Genomic DNA, 15,716 nt, shown 5'->3' with positions numbered 1-15,716 from the left:
TCCGGAACGGCCCGTGGAGTCCGCCCACCCGGCCCGCGCACGGGGCGGGACCCCACGGGGCGCGCGGGCCCGCGCCGTCAGTCCCGGAGCAGGTCCGGCACGCCGTCCGCGTCCGGGTCGTCGCGCCGGCCCGACAGCACCGTCAGCTGCTGGGTGGCGCGGGTGAGCGCCACGTACAGCACCCGCAGGCCGGCCGGCGACTCGTCGGCGATCTCGGCGGGCGAGACGACGACCGTCGCGTCGTACTCCAGGCCCTTGGCCTCCAGGCTGCCCAGCGCCACGACCCGGTCGCCCAGGTCCGCCAGCCAGCGCGCCGCCTGCTCGCGCCGGTTCATCGCGACCACGACACCCACCGTGCCGTCCACCCGGTCCAGCAGCCGCCGCGCCTCCTCGCGCACCGCCGCCGCCAGGTCCCCGTCCCGGACGGCCACGAAGCGGGGCTCCACACCCGTGGAGCGCACCGCCCGCGGCGCCTCCATGCCCGGCATCGCCAGGGCCAGCACCTTGGCGGCGAGCTCCGCGATCTCGGCCGGATTCCGGTAGTTCACCGTCAGCTCGAAGCGGCGGCGCGGGCGGCTGCCCAGCGCCTCGTCCCGCGCCTCCGCCGCCTCGTCCGGCACCGACCAGGACGACTGGGCGGGATCGCCTACCACCGTCCAGGTGGCGTGCCGCCCGCGCCGGCCGACCATCCGCCACTGCATGGGCGTGAGGTCCTGCGCCTCGTCCACGATGACGTGGGCGTACTCGGTGCGCTCCTGCGCCAGCCGCTCCGCCCGCTCCCGCTGCGACTCCTCCCGTACCGGCATCAGCTCCTCCAGGCCGGTCAGCTGGTCCAGCGGGTCGAGCTCCCGCTTCCGGCGCGGCCGCGCCGGGGCGCCCAGCAGCGTCTGGAGCTCGTCCAGCAGGGCCACGTCGTGCACGGAGAGCGCGTCGCGCCGCAGCGAGCGGGCCAGGCGCCGCACCTCGCCCTGGTTGAGCACCCGGCGCGCCCAGCGGCCCAGCCGCTTCTCGTCGGCCATCGCCTCCAGGACGCGCCGGGGGGTGAGCTCGGGCCACCAGGCGTCCAGGAACGCGAGGAAGCTGTCCTCGGTGCTAACGTCCTCGTCGAAGGACGAGCGCAGCTCGGCGGCCAGCTCCTGGTCACCCGGGTGCCGGGAGGCCGCCCCCGACTTGGCGTACAGGGCGTCCAGCAGCAGTCGGCGGGCGCGGGGGCGCAGCAGGTTGACCGGCGCCGTGCCGCCGAGCACGGCGTGCCGGATGCGGGTCAGCTCCTCGCCCTGAAGCTCCAGGCGCCGCCCGAAGGCCACCACGCGCAGCCGCTCGGGGGCGTCCCCCAGCTCCAGGGCGCCCCGCACGGCCTTGCGCAGCACCGCCCGCATACGGGAGGAGCCCTTGACGCGGGCGACCGCCGGCTCGTCGTACGCCGTGGCCTCCACCCCGTCGACCAGGCTGCCGACCGCGCGGATCGCCACCTGGCCCTCCTCGCCCAGCGACGGCAGCACGCCCTCGGTGTAGGCGACCAGCAGCGGGGTCGGCGAGACGATCAGAATGCCGCCCGCGTATCTGCGCCGGTCCTGGTAGAGCAGGTAGGCCGCGCGGTGCAGCGCGACGGCGGTCTTTCCGGTGCCGGGGCCGCCCTCGACGTACGTGACGGAGGCGGCGGGCGCGCGGATGACGAGGTCCTGCTCGGCCTGGATGGAGGAGACGATGTCCCGCATGGAGTGGCTGCGCGCCTGGCCGAGGGCGGCCATCAGGGCGCCGTCGCCGAGCACCGCCAGCTCCTCGCCGCCCAGCCGGGCCTTGAGCTCGGGGCGCATCAGGTCGTCCTCGACGCCGAGGACCTTGCGGCCCCGGGAGCGGATGACCCGGCGGCGCACCACCCGGCCGGGCTCGACCGGCGTGGAGCGGTAGAACGGCGCGGCGGCCGGGGCGCGCCAGTCGATGACGAGCGGCGCGTAGTCGGAGTCGAGCACGCCGATGCGGCCGATGTGGAGGGTCTCGCCGATGTCGGCGGTGCCGTCCGGGCGTACGGCGTCGTCGGCGGGTTCGACGGAGGTGTACGCGCCGTCGGGGCCCTTCTTGCCGTCCTTGCCGTACAGCAGGTCGATCCGGCCGAAGAGGAAGTCCTCGTACTCGTTGTTGAGCCGGTTGAGGTGGATACCGGCCCGGAACACCTGGGCGTCCCGCTCGGCGAGCGCGCCGGGCGTGCCGACCTGGCCGCGCTGGGCGGCGTCGTTCATCAGGAACTCCGCCTCGTGGATCTTCTCCTCGAGGCGGCGGTACACCTGGTCCAGGTGGTCCTGTTCGGTGCCGATCTCGCGGTCCCGGATCGTATCGACACCACGGTCGGCTTCCTGCGCGGCCACCGGGGCCCCCTTCTGACGTGCTGGGCAGCCGTCGAGCGTACGCCACAGGAGGGGCATATGTCAGGCGGTGGCCGCGGGGACCTCCACCAGGCGCTGTCCGTCGAAGGTGCGGACCTCGAAGTGATCGATGTCGTTCCGGTTCATGGCGGCGCCTCCGTGGACGTACAGCGGGTTCTTGCCCGTCTCGTGGGTGCTGCCCGGAATGCCGTAGCCCCACTTGGGGACCGCCCAGGAGGTGACGACCTCCTCCTCGCCGGTCTTGGAGACGGCGATCAGGTTGCACTTCAGCGGTCCCTTGACGTTCTTGAGCTCCAGGACCGTGTGGGTGCCCCAGGCCTTCTTCTCCATGCCGACGGAGGCGCTGACCTTGGTGCGCGCGTCGGTGTGCTGGACCTTCTCCTCCATGTGGTGGAAGAACGCGTCCTCGGCGGGGCTCGTCGGGTGCGGGTCGATCGCCTGGTTGGTCCGGTTGGTCTCGTCGCCGGCGGTGGCGACGAACGCCGCCGCGGGACCGGCGATGATCAGCGCGGCAGCCGCCGCGACCAGGAATCGGCTGCGGCGGCGGCGCTGGGCGCGTTTGACGGCCACCTCGTCGACGAGGCGGTCGAGCATCGGCGCCGGTGGCCCGCCGGGGGCGCCCCGGGCGCCGGGCCGCTCCGGCATCGGGAGGACGACCGGCCGCTCCGCGGGGCCCGGGGCCTCGGCGAGCATGGCCAGCATCGGCTCCATCCCGGAGAACTCCTCCAGGTGATGGGCGCACAGGTCGCAGCCCGCCAGATGCGCTTCGAAAGCGGTGGCTTCGGCGTCGTCCAGAATGCCGAGCACATAAGCGCCGACTGCGTCGTGCACCGACTCGTTCCCCTGAGCGTGGTGCGACGTCATGCCGAGATCCCCCTCTCCTCGAGCGCGAGCTTCATGGAACGCAGCGCGTAGAACACGCGGGACCGCACGGTCCCGCTGGGTATGCCGAGGATTTCGGCAGCCTCGTTGACCGTACGCCCCTTGAAATAGGTCTCGACCAAGACTTCCCGGTGGGCCGGGGTCAAATCGTCGAGCGCATCAGAGAGCGTCATCAGCCACAACGCCTTGTCGATCTCGTCCTCCGCGGGCATGACCTCGAGCGGCGACGGATCGACCTCCTGCGGCCGGGCTTGCCGGCTGCGGTGGCCGTCGATGACGATGCGCCGGGCGACCGTCACCAGCCAGGGTCGGACAGAGCCGGTCGCCCGATTGAGCTGACCGGCGTTCTTCCAGGCACGGATGAGCGTCTCCTGTACGACGTCCTCGGCCCGCTGGCGGTCGCCGGCGACGAGGCGCAGTACGTAGGCGAGCAGGGGCCCGGCGTGTTCACGGTAGAGGGCACGCATCAACTCTTCGTCCGGGACGTCCGGTTGGGTGCGTGCGGGCACCGCTCGATGCCGGGCGCGATGCGTCCCCCGACGGTCATCGGCCACGGCGGCATCCTTGCGCACCTGGAACCTCCCGGTCGAGACCTTGATCTGACTCGCTGTCCCCCATCACTACGTGGGGGGCGGGGGGGTTGACTCAACGCGGGGAGATTTTTCTCGGGAAGTTTCACAACTACCCGTGGGCGCGGGCGCGATGACGCGCGACCCGCTCCCGGTTGCCGCACGCCTCGCTGGAGCACCAGCGGCGGCGGTACCCCCGTGATGTGTCGAGATACACACGGCGGCACCCCTCCCCCTGGCACTGGCGCAGCCGGGCGCGGGTGACGGGGTCGGTGAGCAGGTCGACGGCGTCGCGGGCGACGGCCGCGAGGAGGGCGCCGCAGTCGGGCGGTCCGGCCAGGGCCCGTACGAGGCCGCCCGCTTCGCCGCGTACGGCGCGGGGCACCGGGGGCGGCGGGGCGGCGAGGGCGTTGAGGTGGTCCAGCCGGGGGGCGGCGTACCGCCCGTGGCCGGCGAGCTCGTCGCGCACCAACCGGTCGATGTCGCCCGCCAGTTCCGCGAACCGTTCCGCCCACCGCCCGTCGACCCCGTCCAGCGGTGTCCCCGCCGGTACGAGTCCGGCGGTGACGAGCCACCGGGCGAGCCGCCCCGCGTCGGGCGGCGGGTCGGCCACCGGGCCCGTCACGCCCATCAGATCCATCAGGTCCAGGCAGAGCCGCCCGGAGTGGAACCGCCATGCCACCATGCGTCCCAGAGTGCCCGCCCGCGCCCGCGACGGGAAGCCCGCCCGCGCGGCGGCACGCACGGAACACGGACGCCCTCGCCGAGTCCGGGCGCCGGCCGGGACGCGCACCGGGAGCACGACGCGCACCACGCCCGCGCCGGTCCTACGCGTCGGCGTACTTGGCGTCCGCCCCCGGGTCCAGGGCCAGGCGGTAGCCGCGCTTGACGACCGTCTGGATGAGCTTGGGGGCGCCCAGGGCCGAGCGGAGCCGGGCCATCGCGGTCTCCACGGCGTGCTCGTCGCGGCCGGCGCCCGGCAGGGCGCGCAGCAGGTCGGCGCGGGAGACGACCCAGCCGGGGCGGCGGGCCAGCGAGTGGAGCAGGGACATGCCGGCCGGCGGCACCGGGCGCAGCTCGCCGTCGACCAGGACGGCGTGGCCCCGGATCTCGATGCGGCGCCCGGCCACCGGCAGGGTCCGTGCCCGTGAGGGCAGTTCCTGGCACAGCAGCTGGACCAGTGGGCCGAGCCGGAAGCGGGCCGGCTGGACGGTGTCGATGCCGTGCGCCTGGAGCGGCAGGGCGGTGACCGGTCCGACGCAGGCGGCCAGCACGTCGTGGCGCAGCGCGTCGAGCAGTTCGGGCAGCAGGCCACGGTCCTGGGCGCGGGCCAGCAGCGAGGCGCCGGCCGGGGCGCTGGTGAACGTCAGCGCGTCCAGGGACCGGCCGACGGTCGCGTCGATGAGCCGGTCCAGGGGCGCGAGGTCCTCGGGCGGCATCCACCGGTAGACGGGGACCACCACGACCTCGGCGCCCGCGGCGCGCAGCGCCTCGACGAAGCCGGGCAGCGGCTCGCCGTGCAGCTGGAGCGCGATGCGCCGACCGGTCACGTCCTGACCGAGGAGCCGGTCCAGCACCTCGGCCATGGAATCGGAGACGGGCGACCACTCCTCGGTAAGCCCGGCCGCCCGTACCGCGCCCTTGACCTTGGGGCCCCGGGCGAGGACCTGCGCGCCGCGCAGCCGGTCGAGGAGCTCCTCGCCGTACCCCCAGCCGTCGGCCGCCTCCAGCCAGCCCCGGAAGCCGATCGCGGTGGTGGCGACCACGACGTCCGGGGCGTGGCCCACGAGGGCCTTGGTGGCGTCGAGGAGCTCGGCGTCGTCGGCCAGCGGCACGATCCGCAGCGCGGGGGCGTGCAGGACGGCCGCGCCGCGCCGCTCCAGCAGCGCGCCCAGCTCGTCCGCGCGGCGGGCCGCGGTGACGCCGACGGTGAACCCGGAGAGCGGGCCGTGGGAAGCGTGCTCGTGCTGGTGCATGACATCAGAGACTGGCAAGGATCCGTGTCGGTCTCGGTTCACCGGGGTTTCTCCCCCGTTACGTACCGCGCCGTCGCGTGCCACGTCCCTCACACCTCGGAGTAGCTGAGCCGCCGCTCGGCGGGCACCTCCACCGGGCGGCGAAGGTATACCGCCCAGGTGACGGTGAGGCAGGCGGCGTAGAAGAGGAGGAAGGCGACGAAGGCGGCGGTGCCGGTGCCGGCGGTCTGGAAGGACTGCCGGAAGGCCAGGTTGATGGCGAGCCCGCCGACCGCGCCGACCGCGCCGATCAGGCCGATCGCGGCGCCGGAAAGGCGGCGTCCGTACGCGGCGGCCTCCTCGCCCTCCAGGCCGATGGCGTGGGCCTTGGCCTGGAAGATGGCGGGGATCATCTTGAACGTCGAGCCGTTGCCGAGGCCGCTGAGGACGAACAGGGCGATGAAGCCGACGAGGAAGACGGTGAGCGACTCGGTCACGGAGGCGTGGACGACCACGCCGGTCGCGGCGGCCATGGCGACGAAGGTCCCCACGGTGATGCGGGCGCCGCCGTGCCGGTCGGCGAGGGAGCCGCCCAGGGGCCGGATCAGGGAGCCGAGCAGCGGCCCGATGAAGGTGAGGGACGCGGCCTGGAGCGGCGTGCGACCGAACTGGGTCTGGAGCACCAGGCCGAAGGCGAAGCTGTAGCCGATGAACGAGCCGAAGGTGCCGATGTAGAGGAACGCCATGATCCAGGTGTGGGCGTCCCTGACGGCCTCCTTGACGGCGCCGGTGTCGTTCTTCACGGGCGCCAGGTTGTCCATGTGCAGCGCGGCGCACACGGCGGCGACCACGATCAGCGGCAGGTAGATGCCGAGCACGACGCGCGGCTGGGCCGCCCCGGCCGTACCGATGACGAGCAGGCCGATGAGCTGGACGACGGGCACGCCGATGTTGCCGCCGCCCGCGTTGAGGCCGAGGGCCCAGCCCTTCTTGTGGAGCGGGAAGAAGGCGTTGATGTTCGTCATCGACGACGCGAAGTTGCCGCCGCCGACTCCGGTGAGGGCGGCGACCAGCAGGAAGGTGGTGTACGACGTGCCCGGTTCCATCACGGCGTACGCGGCGCCCGTGGGGAGCAGGAGCATCAGCGCGCTGAAGATGGTCCAGTTGCGGCCGCCGAAGCGGGCGACGGCGAAGGTGTACGGGATCCGGATCACGGCACCCACCAGCGTCGCCACCGCGATGAGGGAGAACTTGCCGGCCGGGTCGATGCCGTACTCCGGTCCCATGAACAGGACCATCACGGACCACAGCGACCAGATGGAGAACCCGATGTGCTCGGAGAAGACGGAGAAGAGCAGGTTGCGCTTGGCGATCCGCTCGCCCTTCTCCCGCCAGAAGGTCTCGTCCTCGGGGTCCCACCGCTCGATCCACCGGCCGCCCATCGCGTACCTCCACTGTGCTGTCGGTCCTGAATCCCGTCAGGACCGACGCTAGGGAGGATGCGTTTCAGCCCGGTCATGTGAGGTGACCGGGCTGAAACCTTGCGCTCACCCGACGCTCGGGCTCACTGTGAGCGGCGCGCCTTCTTCGGGGCGCCGTTCGGCCAGAGCCGGGGGCTGCGCTTGGCGGCGACGTCCTCCAGCCACCCCACAGTCATGATCATCAGGCCGATGAGCGGGAAGACCACGATCAGCATGAGCACGGTGTACGCGCTCTCGATGTAGCCGGAGTAGGTGGGCCAGACGCCGGGGATCCGGAACAGCAGGTCGATGACCGGGATGGTGGCCATGATCAGCAGGTTGTGCCAGAGGTAGATCGTCACGGCCCGGTTGTTGGCGAGGGTCACCAGGGTGTCCCACCCGGCCAGCTTCCCGGGCAGTTCCTTCCAGGACGGCGAGTACTGGAGCAGGATCACGCAGAAGCCGAACGACCAGGTGGCCTGGGCGAGCGGGATGTCGTTGAGGTCCCAGCCGTCCGGGCCGAGGTGCCCGGACGCCCACCACAGCCCGAAGGCCATGATCAGCGTGGACCCGGACACCGAGATGTACCGGGGGACCTTCTGGAAAAGGCCCTCGTTGTGCGCGAAGCCCAGCACCCAGCAGGAGCCGTAGCAGGCGAAGTCGGTGACGGCGTTCCCGGTCTCGCCGGGGATCTTGATCAGGCCGGTGCCGACGATCGCGGTGAGGCCGAGCGGGGCGAGGAGCGTCACCCACGGCAGCTTGCGGAACGCCCGCAGCAGCAGCGGCGAGGCGATCACGAACCACAGGTAGGCGCGGATGTACCAGAGCGGTCCGGCGGCCTGCACGGCCCAGGTGTCCTCCAGCAGACCGGCCTTGTCACCGCTGTGCCAGGGGTAGGGCGGAGCGCCGATCGGGAAGACGTAGGTGGCCAGCTTGGCGAACCACCACAGGCCCTCCTCCTTCAGCGGCTTCCAGCCGAAGTAGAACATGATCGGTACGACGGTGAGCGAGAACGCCCACATGGGCGGCAGCAGCCGCCGGACGCGGCCCCGGATCACGCCCCACGCGGGCCGCGACAGCGAGCGCGCCATGAGCGAGCCGGCCAGCGCGAACATCACGCCCATGGAGGGGAAGAGGACGGTCAGCCAGGCCCAGCCGAAGATGTGGTAGACGATCACGCGGACCAGGGCGATGGCGCGCAGCAGGTCGAGGTAGCGGTCGCGGCCGGGACGCGCCGCCGCCGGGGCGGGGCCGCCCGCGACGGGCGCCTTGTGCCGCGCGCGCGGTATGCCGCCGGTGGTCTCCGGCGCGGTCATGGTCGCCGTACCGGCGCCGGACGCGTCGGCGTCGTACGCGGCCGATCCCGTACCGGGGCCCGGTGCGGTGCCGAACGCGTCGGCGCCGGAGCCGTACGGGCCGGGCCCTCTGCCGGGGCCCGGTGCGGTGCCGAACGCGTCGGCGCCGGAGCCGTACGGGCCGGGCCCCGGGAAGGGGGTGTCGTCCGGCGGGCGGTTGCTGGGGGGCGTCATGCGACAGGACTCCGATCGTCACCGCTGCGCCGCTGGCTCGGTATGGAGCCGGGCGCCTCCACCACACCGGTCCGGCGCAGCTTCTGCCAGCGCAGCCGGCCGCCGGTGAGGGCGGTGATCCAGGACTGGAGCAGCACCACGTACATGAGCTGCCGGTACAGGAGCTGCTGGAGGGGCAGCGAGATGAGGTGGACCATGCGCTCCCGGTCGAGCCGGAAGGCGTACGCGGCGCACACGGCCTGGATGGCGAGGACGCCGAGCCAGGCGACGACCGTCTGGCCGGTGGGGCCGAAGACCAGGCCGTACAGCAGGAACACGTCGATGAGCGGCGCCAGCAGCGGGAACAGCACCATGAACAGCGACACCAGCGGCAGACCGACCCGGCCGAACCGGCCGGACGGGCCGCTCTCGATCAGGGCGCGGCGGTGCTTCCAGATGGCCTGCATGGTGCCGTACGACCAGCGGTAGCGCTGGGACCACAGCTGCTGCACGGACTCCGGGGCCTCGGTCCAGGCGCGGGCCTTCTCCGCGTACACCACGCGCCAGCCGTCGCGGTGCATGGCCATGGTGATGTCGGTGTCCTCGGCGAGGGTGTCCTCGCTCATGCCGCCGACCCGGTCCAGGGCCTCGCGGCGGAACGCGCCGACCGCACCGGGGATGGTGGGCATGCAGCCCAGCAGGTCGTACATCCGGCGGTCGAGGTTGAAGCCCATCACGTACTCGATGTGCTGCCAGGCCCCGATGAGGGAGTCGCGGTTGCCGACCTTGGCGTTGCCCGCGACGGCGCCGACGCGCGGGTCGCCGAACGGCTGCACCAGCTCGCGGACGGTGGACGGCTCGAAGACCGTGTCGCCGTCCATCATCACGATGATGTCGTAGCGGGCGTTCCGGATTCCGTTGTTGAGCGCCTCGGGCTTGCCCGAGTTGACCTGCCGCACCACGCGGACGTTCGGCAGCCACATGTTCTCGACGATGTCGGCGGTGCCGTCCGTGGAGCCGTCGTCGATGACGATGACCTCGATCGGGTGGTCACTGGCCATCAGGGAGCGCACGGTGTTCTCGATGCACTCCTTCTCGTTGTACGCGGGGACCAGCACCGTGACCGGCTCGGTGACCGGGGCGCCCCAGGTGAAGCCGCGCCGGCGCACCTTGCGGGCGTGCGCGGAGGACAGCAGCAGCATCAGGCCGAAGCGGCCGATGACGAGGACGCCGATGACGGCGAGGCCGCCGACCAGCACCGTGGTGGTGTGCTCGGAGACCGCGACGGCGGTGACCCAGGCGTTGCCCTTCCACAGCTCGAAACCGGTGACCGGGGTGTGGGCGCTGGGCGCGCCGAGCGCCTCGGTGAGGACCGTGAACTCGTACCCGCGCTTCTGCATCTGCGGCAGGAAGCGGTCGAGCGCCTCGACGGTCTGGGAGCGGTCGCCGCCCGAGTCGTGCATCAGCACGATGGAGCCCTGGGTGCCCCGGGGCGTGGCGCGCTTGATGATCGCGTCGACGCCGGGGCGCTTCCAGTCCTCGGAGTCGGTGTTGTTGAAGGCGGTGATGTAGCCGCGGGTGCCGATGTACTGCGTGACCGGCCAGGACTCGTTGTCCAGGGCGTCGGAGAACGACGAGTACGGCGGGCGGAACAGGGAGGTGCGCACGCCGGCGGCGCCGGCGATGGCCAGCTGGTTCTGGGACAGCTCCCAGTCGATGCGGTTCTTCGTCTGGAAGGAAAGGTCGGGGTGGTTGAAGGTGTGCAGGCCGACCTCGTGGCCCTCCCTCACCATCCGTTCGACCAGGTCGGGGTAGCGCGAGGCCATGGTGCCGGTGACGAAGAAGACGCCGTGCGCGTCGTATTCCTTCAGCTTGTCCAGGACGCGCGGCGTCCAGACCGGGTCCGGGCCGTCGTCGAAGGTGAGGACGAGCTTCCGGTCGGGCACGCTCAGCGCCTTGGGGGCGTCCGGGTCGCGCGCGTCGATGACCGGTCCGCCCTTGAGGATGTCCTCGGGCACCCGGTCGTAGGAGACCGGAGGGCGGACGCGGTGGTCGGCGAGGATCTCGCTGTGGACGTAACCGCGCAGCATGAGCATCGCGAGGAGCGCGACCAGAAAGAGCGAGGGCAGCAGATAGCGCATGGGCAGCCTGCGCCGGCGGACGCGCCTCTGCTTCTGCGCGCGCCGCCTGCCGGGGGAAGTCATCTATTGTGCGCCTTCCGCGGCCATTTGCTGGCCGCCGCTGTCTCCGACCGGCGGGTCGGTGGGTTCTTCCGTCGGGGGCGTCGGGGGGGTGTCCGTAGGATCCGGATCCGGCGTCTCGGGAGGGGTGACGGGCGGCGGCGGCTGGGTGGTTCCGCCGTCGGTGGGCCGGTCGGGGATGGGCCGGTCGGCGGGCTTCTCGTCGACGCCGGTGCCCGCTGCGGTTCCCGGGCTGGGCGTGGCGTCCGGTGCGGACGACGCGCCCGGGCGGGGGGCGGTGGGCACGCCCTGGGTGCCGCCGTCGACGGGCTGCGGGATGACCGCGCCCGTGGAGTCGGTGGGCGCGGGGGCGCCGGGTACGGCCCCGGGGGTGCCGTTGGAGGGCGTGTCGCTGCCGCTGGGCGCGGGCTCGACCTGGACGGTCTCGGTCTTCTTCTCCTCGGCGGGGCCGGGTATGAGCAACCAGGGGGCGGAGGAGTTGCCGCCGATGACGGAGACGACGAGCGTGATGGCGTACACCGCGCACGCGGTGGCGAGCACCCAGCCGAGCCGGCGGAACTTCTTGCTGCGGCGGCCGCTCTCGTCGACGAAGACCGGTCTGTCGGAGGGCTCCTGGTCCGCCGGACCGGGCCGCGCGGCCGAGGGCGGCGCGGAGGCGGCGGGCGGTACGGGCGCGGAGGTGCCCGTGGGTATGGTCATGGTCACGGCGGGGAGCTGGGCGGTCCGGGAGTCGGCGTCCCCGGCGGTGGCGAGCCCGGTGTCCAGGCCGTCCAGGCCGAGCGCGTCGGCCCGGTAGGCGATGGTCTCGTCCTCGTGGCCGGGGGCGGCGGCGGGGTACCCGCGGCCGTCGGTCGGGGGGGCGAAGTCCTGGGTCGCGTACCCCTGGCCGGTGGCGTGGGCGGGATCCATGGCGAAGTCGCTGTGGTCGCCCGGGTAGCCGGCCGGATGGCCGTGGCCGTCGGTGTGGGGGTGCGTGCCCGCGGGCTGGTAGCCGTGGCCGTCGGCCGGGTGTCCGGGAACACCGGCATGGTGGCCGGCGTCCTCGCCCCGGCGGCCGAACGCGTCGAAGCCGCCGGGCTGGACGGTGCTGCCGTGTGGCTCGTTCTGGCGCCCGTCCCAGGCACTTTCTCGCCAATTGTCCACTGCTGTACGCACATCCCCCACTGAACGGACCTTGGTGCGTACACGAACCATTTGGGTACTCGCACCGCACCGGGCCCCCACCCTGCCGGAGCGCCCCATCTTCACTGCACCCGGACAATGAATGTAGCGCACGCCTGTGACACCAGGGCTTATGGTTCATTGATTCGGGCACATGTGCGTCAAATCACCCTCGGTGAGCCACGCGTCGGCGGGTCTCTCCAGCCACCCCTCGGCCTCGGCCAGCGCGGCCGCCGCTCCGCGCAGCGCGGCGACGCCGGGGTGCTTCAGACCCTTGCGCCACACCAGTGAAACGGGTGAGAGCGGCACCGGGTCCACCAGCGGCCGGAGCACGCAGCCGGGCATGGCCGGAAAGTCCACGGCGACCAGGACCGGAGAGCGAGTTTTGGCCATGACCCGGCGGAACTCCTCGAACCCGATCGCCACCGGGGCCGGCGGGGCGACCCTGATGCCGCGCCCGGCGAAGAGCCGCTCGGCCAGGTCGGTCCACTCCCTGGTGGCGGGGTTCCCGGCGCCCGCGTACACGGACTCCCCGGCGAGTGCGTCCAGCTCCACCTCCGGCCGGCCGGCCAGCGGGTGGTCGTCCGGCAGCAGCACGGCCATCGGCTCCCACCGCACGGGCTGGGCCGACAGCCGGGCGCGGACGGCGGGCGGCAGCCCGGCGAACCGGCCGAAGGACACGTCCAGCCGTCCGGCGAGGATCTCCGCGGCCGCGCCGGTCAGCCCGCTCTCGTAACGGGCCATCAGCTCGCACTCCGGAGCCAGCTCGCGGGCCCGCGCCAGGACCCGGCCGCTGATCATGCCGTCGGTGTTGAGGTCCACCAGCAGGGGCCGCGCCCCGTCGGCGAAGGCGGCGCCCAGTTCGTCGTACGCGGCCAGCACGCCGTGCGCGTACGGCAGCAGCCGCTCCCCGTCCGCCGTGAGCAGCACCTGGCGGGTGGTGCGGGTGAACAGCTCGGCGCCCAGCTCCCGCTCCAGGCGCCGGATGTCCCGGCTGAGCGCCTGCTGGGCGACGTACAGCCGGGCGGCGGCGCGCGTGAAGTGCAGCTCCTCGGCGACGGCCACGAAGGAGCGCAGGAGCCGGGGTTCGAGATCGTGGGGCACGGGCCGAATTTACAACCAGGGTGCGTCAATGGGCCCCCAGGAGGTGTTGGACCGGCGACCGCCGGCGGCACGAGGCTGACCGCATGCCGCAGACCAACAGCGCCCCACCGCTCGCCCTGACCGCCGAGTCCCCCGTCCTCGCCCCCCGCTACCACGAGCCGGCGCCCGCCCCCGGGCCGCGCCGCGAGCCGCGCGGAACGCCGCCCCGCGAGCCGCGCGGGACACTCGCCTCCTACCGCCGCCTGTTCGCGACGCCGGGCGCCCGGGCCTTCACCGCCGGGAACCTCGTGGCGCGCGTCCCCATGGGCATGTTCAGCGTGAGCGCGGTCATCATGATCGCCGGGGAGTACGGCTCCTATGCCCTGGCCGGCGCCGTCACCGCCACCGGGCTCGCCGCCACCGCGCTCGTGGCGCCGTTCACGGCCCGCCTGGTCGACCGGTACGGGCAGGCGCGGATCGCCGTGCCCGCCACCGCGCTCGCCGTCCTCGGGTCGCTGGCCCTGCTGGTGTGCGTGCACCGGCACGCGCCCGCGTGGACACTGTTCGCCGCCTACGCCGCGACCGCGACGACGCCGAACACCGGCGGCATGTCCCGCGCCCGCTGGGCGCACCTGCACCGCGACGACCCCGCCGCGCTGCACACCGCGAACGCCTTCGAGCAGGCCGTCGACGAGCTGTGCTTCATGGTCGGCCCGGTCCTCGCCGCGTTCCTGTGCGCCGCCCTGTTCCCGGAGGCCGGCACCCTGACCGGCGCGGTCCTGCTGCTCACCGGGGTGCTGCTGTTCGCGGCGCAACGCGCCACCGAGCCGCCCGTCGCGCCCCGCGCGGGTGGCGGGGGCACACCGCTGCGCACCCCGGGCATGCCGGCCCTGATGGCGGTGTTCCTGGCGACCGGCGCGGTCTTCGGGTCCATGGAGGTCGTCACGCTGGCGTACGTGGACGGCCCCGCGGCCGGCCCGCTGCTGGCGCTCCAAGCGGCCGGGTCGTGCGCCGCGGGTCTGGTGTACGGGTCGGTGTCGGTGCCCGGGGGCGACGTGCGGCGCCGGTTGCCCGGCTGCCTCGCCGCGATGACCGCCCTGATGGCGCTGCCGCTGCTGTCGGCGGCCGGTACCGGCTCGCTGCTCGCGCTGGGGGGCGCCCTGCTGGTCGCGGGGATGGCCACGGCGCCGACCATGGTGACGGGCATGTCGCTGGTCCAGCGCCTGACGCCGCCGGGACAGCTCAACGAGGGCATGACGCTCGCGGTCACCGCCCTGCTCGGCGGCATCGCGGCGGGCTCGGCGACCGGCGGCTGGGTGGCCGAGCACGCGGGCGCCACCGCCGGGTACGCCGTCCCGGTCGCGGCGGCGGCCCTCGCCCTCGTCCTGGCGGCGGGTGCGGGTACGACGAAGGCCCGGCTGCCGTGACGGCTGCCGGGCCTTGCGTCCACATGGGGTGACGGGTCCGGGGGGCATGCCCCCCGGAGGTACCGCTCGTGGAGATGGCGGGAATCGAACCCGCGTCCAACGGTGCAGAATCAGGGCTTCTCCGTGTGCAGTCCGCTGCGATTTTCTCGGCCCCGGAGATCACGCGGACAAGTCTCCGACGGGCTCAGTCACTGTTTGATTTCCCTCTGTACCCCGTGACCGGGTCTAGAGGTTTAGTTCCCTAGCTGATGCCAGGATCCGGGTCGGGAACAGCCCCGGGCTGACACTTCGCAGGCTCGCTACTTAGGCAGCGAGGGCGAAGGAATCGCGCTTGGTGTTGGCGATTATTTTTTGCGACATATGGTTTACGAGATCATTGCCGCTTCCTCGACACGCTTCCCCTGCTTCGACATCCGCTGTCGAAACCGATCATCCCCATGTTGATTTTTCAAACCGTGCCCCCGAGGGGGCGCGCCCCCTCTGTGAGGGGCAGATGCCATCGTACGTGACCAACGCCCGACGGTGCCAGCCCATTCCGTGCCGCCGGGCATCGGGGCGGAACCGTTCCGGACGGCGGGGCGGTCCGGTCAGGCCCGTTCCCGGCGCTTCACCGCCGAGATCACCCGCTCCGCCTCACGACGGTCCTGCTTCTCGCGCAGCGTCTGGCGCTTGTCGTACTCCTTCTTGCCCTTCGCCAGCGCGATCTCGACCTTCGCCCGGCCGTCCTTGAAGTACAGCGACAGGGGCACGATGGTGTGACCCGACTCCTGGGACTTGGACTCCAGCTTGTCGATCTCGTGCCGGTGCATCAGGAGCTTCCGCTTGCGCCGGGCGCTGTGGTTGGTCCACGTCCCCTGCGCGTACTCCGGCACGTGCACGTTGTGCAGCCAGGCTTCGTTGCCGTCGATCTGGACGAACCCGTCCACCAGCGAGGCCCGCCCCTGACGCAGCGACTTCACCTCGGTGCCGGTCAGCACCAGGCCGCACTCATAGGTGTCGATGATGGTGTAGTCGTGCCGCGCCTTCTTGTTCTGCGCGATCAGCTTGCGCCCTGTGTTCTTTTCCTTGGCCATAGTGCCGCCATTT

12 protein-coding genes and 1 other RNA gene are annotated in these 15,716 nt (G+C 72.6%); 1 reads left to right on the top strand and 12 read right to left on the bottom strand.

The features are described from left to right. Positions 1-77: 77 nt before the first annotated feature. From AC07DW_RS18840 to AC07DW_RS18795, 10 genes are all read right to left on the bottom strand, one after another. Positions 78-2,366 (bottom strand): HelD family protein, encoded by a 2,289-nt coding sequence (locus AC07DW_RS18840; protein ID WP_478858773.1) that lies wholly within the window; start codon positions 2,364-2,366, stop codon positions 78-80. A gap of 60 nt (positions 2,367-2,426) precedes the next feature. Further along, a complete protein-coding gene (locus tag AC07DW_RS18835) occupies positions 2,427-3,248 on the bottom strand; it encodes an anti-sigma factor family protein (RefSeq protein ID WP_478858772.1) in 822 nt (273 codons plus the stop codon). Further along, positions 3,245-3,838, bottom strand: a complete 594-nt coding sequence (locus tag AC07DW_RS18830; RefSeq protein WP_064072166.1) for a sigma-70 family RNA polymerase sigma factor — start codon at positions 3,836-3,838, stop codon at positions 3,245-3,247. Before AC07DW_RS18830 ends, AC07DW_RS18835 begins: the two co-directional genes overlap by 4 nt. Positions 3,839-3,947: 109 nt before the next feature. After that, positions 3,948-4,520 carry a CGNR zinc finger domain-containing protein gene (locus AC07DW_RS18825; RefSeq protein WP_478858771.1) on the bottom strand — a complete coding sequence of 191 codons (573 nt, stop codon included), beginning with the start codon at positions 4,518-4,520 and terminating at the stop codon, positions 3,948-3,950. A 142-nt stretch (positions 4,521-4,662) separates the two neighbouring features. Then, positions 4,663-5,811, bottom strand: coding sequence for a uroporphyrinogen-III synthase (locus tag AC07DW_RS18820; protein ID WP_478858770.1), 1,149 nt, complete (start codon positions 5,809-5,811; stop codon positions 4,663-4,665). Between the two features lie 89 nt (positions 5,812-5,900). After that, a complete protein-coding gene (locus AC07DW_RS18815; RefSeq protein WP_478858769.1) occupies positions 5,901-7,232 on the bottom strand; it encodes a nitrate/nitrite transporter in 1,332 nt (443 codons plus the stop codon). A gap of 122 nt (positions 7,233-7,354) precedes the next feature. Continuing rightward, on the bottom strand, positions 7,355-8,566 hold the full coding sequence (locus AC07DW_RS18810; RefSeq protein ID WP_478858835.1) for an acyltransferase family protein: 1,212 nt from the start codon (positions 8,564-8,566) through the stop codon (positions 7,355-7,357). Positions 8,567-8,775: 209 nt separating this feature from the next. Then, on the bottom strand, positions 8,776-10,962 hold the full coding sequence (locus tag AC07DW_RS18805; RefSeq protein ID WP_478858768.1) for a bifunctional polysaccharide deacetylase/glycosyltransferase family 2 protein: 2,187 nt from the start codon (positions 10,960-10,962) through the stop codon (positions 8,776-8,778). Then, a complete protein-coding gene (locus AC07DW_RS18800; protein WP_478858767.1) occupies positions 10,963-12,114 on the bottom strand; it encodes a hypothetical protein in 1,152 nt (383 codons plus the stop codon). Between the two features lie 144 nt (positions 12,115-12,258). Next, positions 12,259-13,224 (bottom strand): LysR family transcriptional regulator, encoded by a 966-nt coding sequence (locus AC07DW_RS18795; protein ID WP_478858766.1) that lies wholly within the window; start codon positions 13,222-13,224, stop codon positions 12,259-12,261. 83 nt (positions 13,225-13,307) lie between these two features. On the opposite strand from AC07DW_RS18795, the gene AC07DW_RS18790 reads away from it, so the two are divergent. Continuing rightward, positions 13,308-14,630, top strand: a complete 1,323-nt coding sequence (locus AC07DW_RS18790) for an MFS transporter (protein WP_478858765.1) — start codon at positions 13,308-13,310, stop codon at positions 14,628-14,630. Between the two features lie 66 nt (positions 14,631-14,696). Here AC07DW_RS18790 and ssrA read toward each other — a convergent pair. Further along, positions 14,697-15,067: a transfer-messenger RNA gene (gene ssrA, locus AC07DW_RS18785) on the bottom strand. A 150-nt stretch (positions 15,068-15,217) separates the two neighbouring features. Next, positions 15,218-15,703, bottom strand: a complete 486-nt coding sequence (gene smpB / locus AC07DW_RS18780) for an SsrA-binding protein SmpB (RefSeq protein WP_433182068.1) — start codon at positions 15,701-15,703, stop codon at positions 15,218-15,220. Positions 15,704-15,716 lie beyond the last annotated feature (13 nt).

The sequence above is a fragment of the Streptomyces sp. NPDC045701 genome, assembly GCF_056432045.1.
Note: the sequence above shows the minus strand (reverse complement) of the source record. Positions and strands in the feature narration are given on the sequence as shown.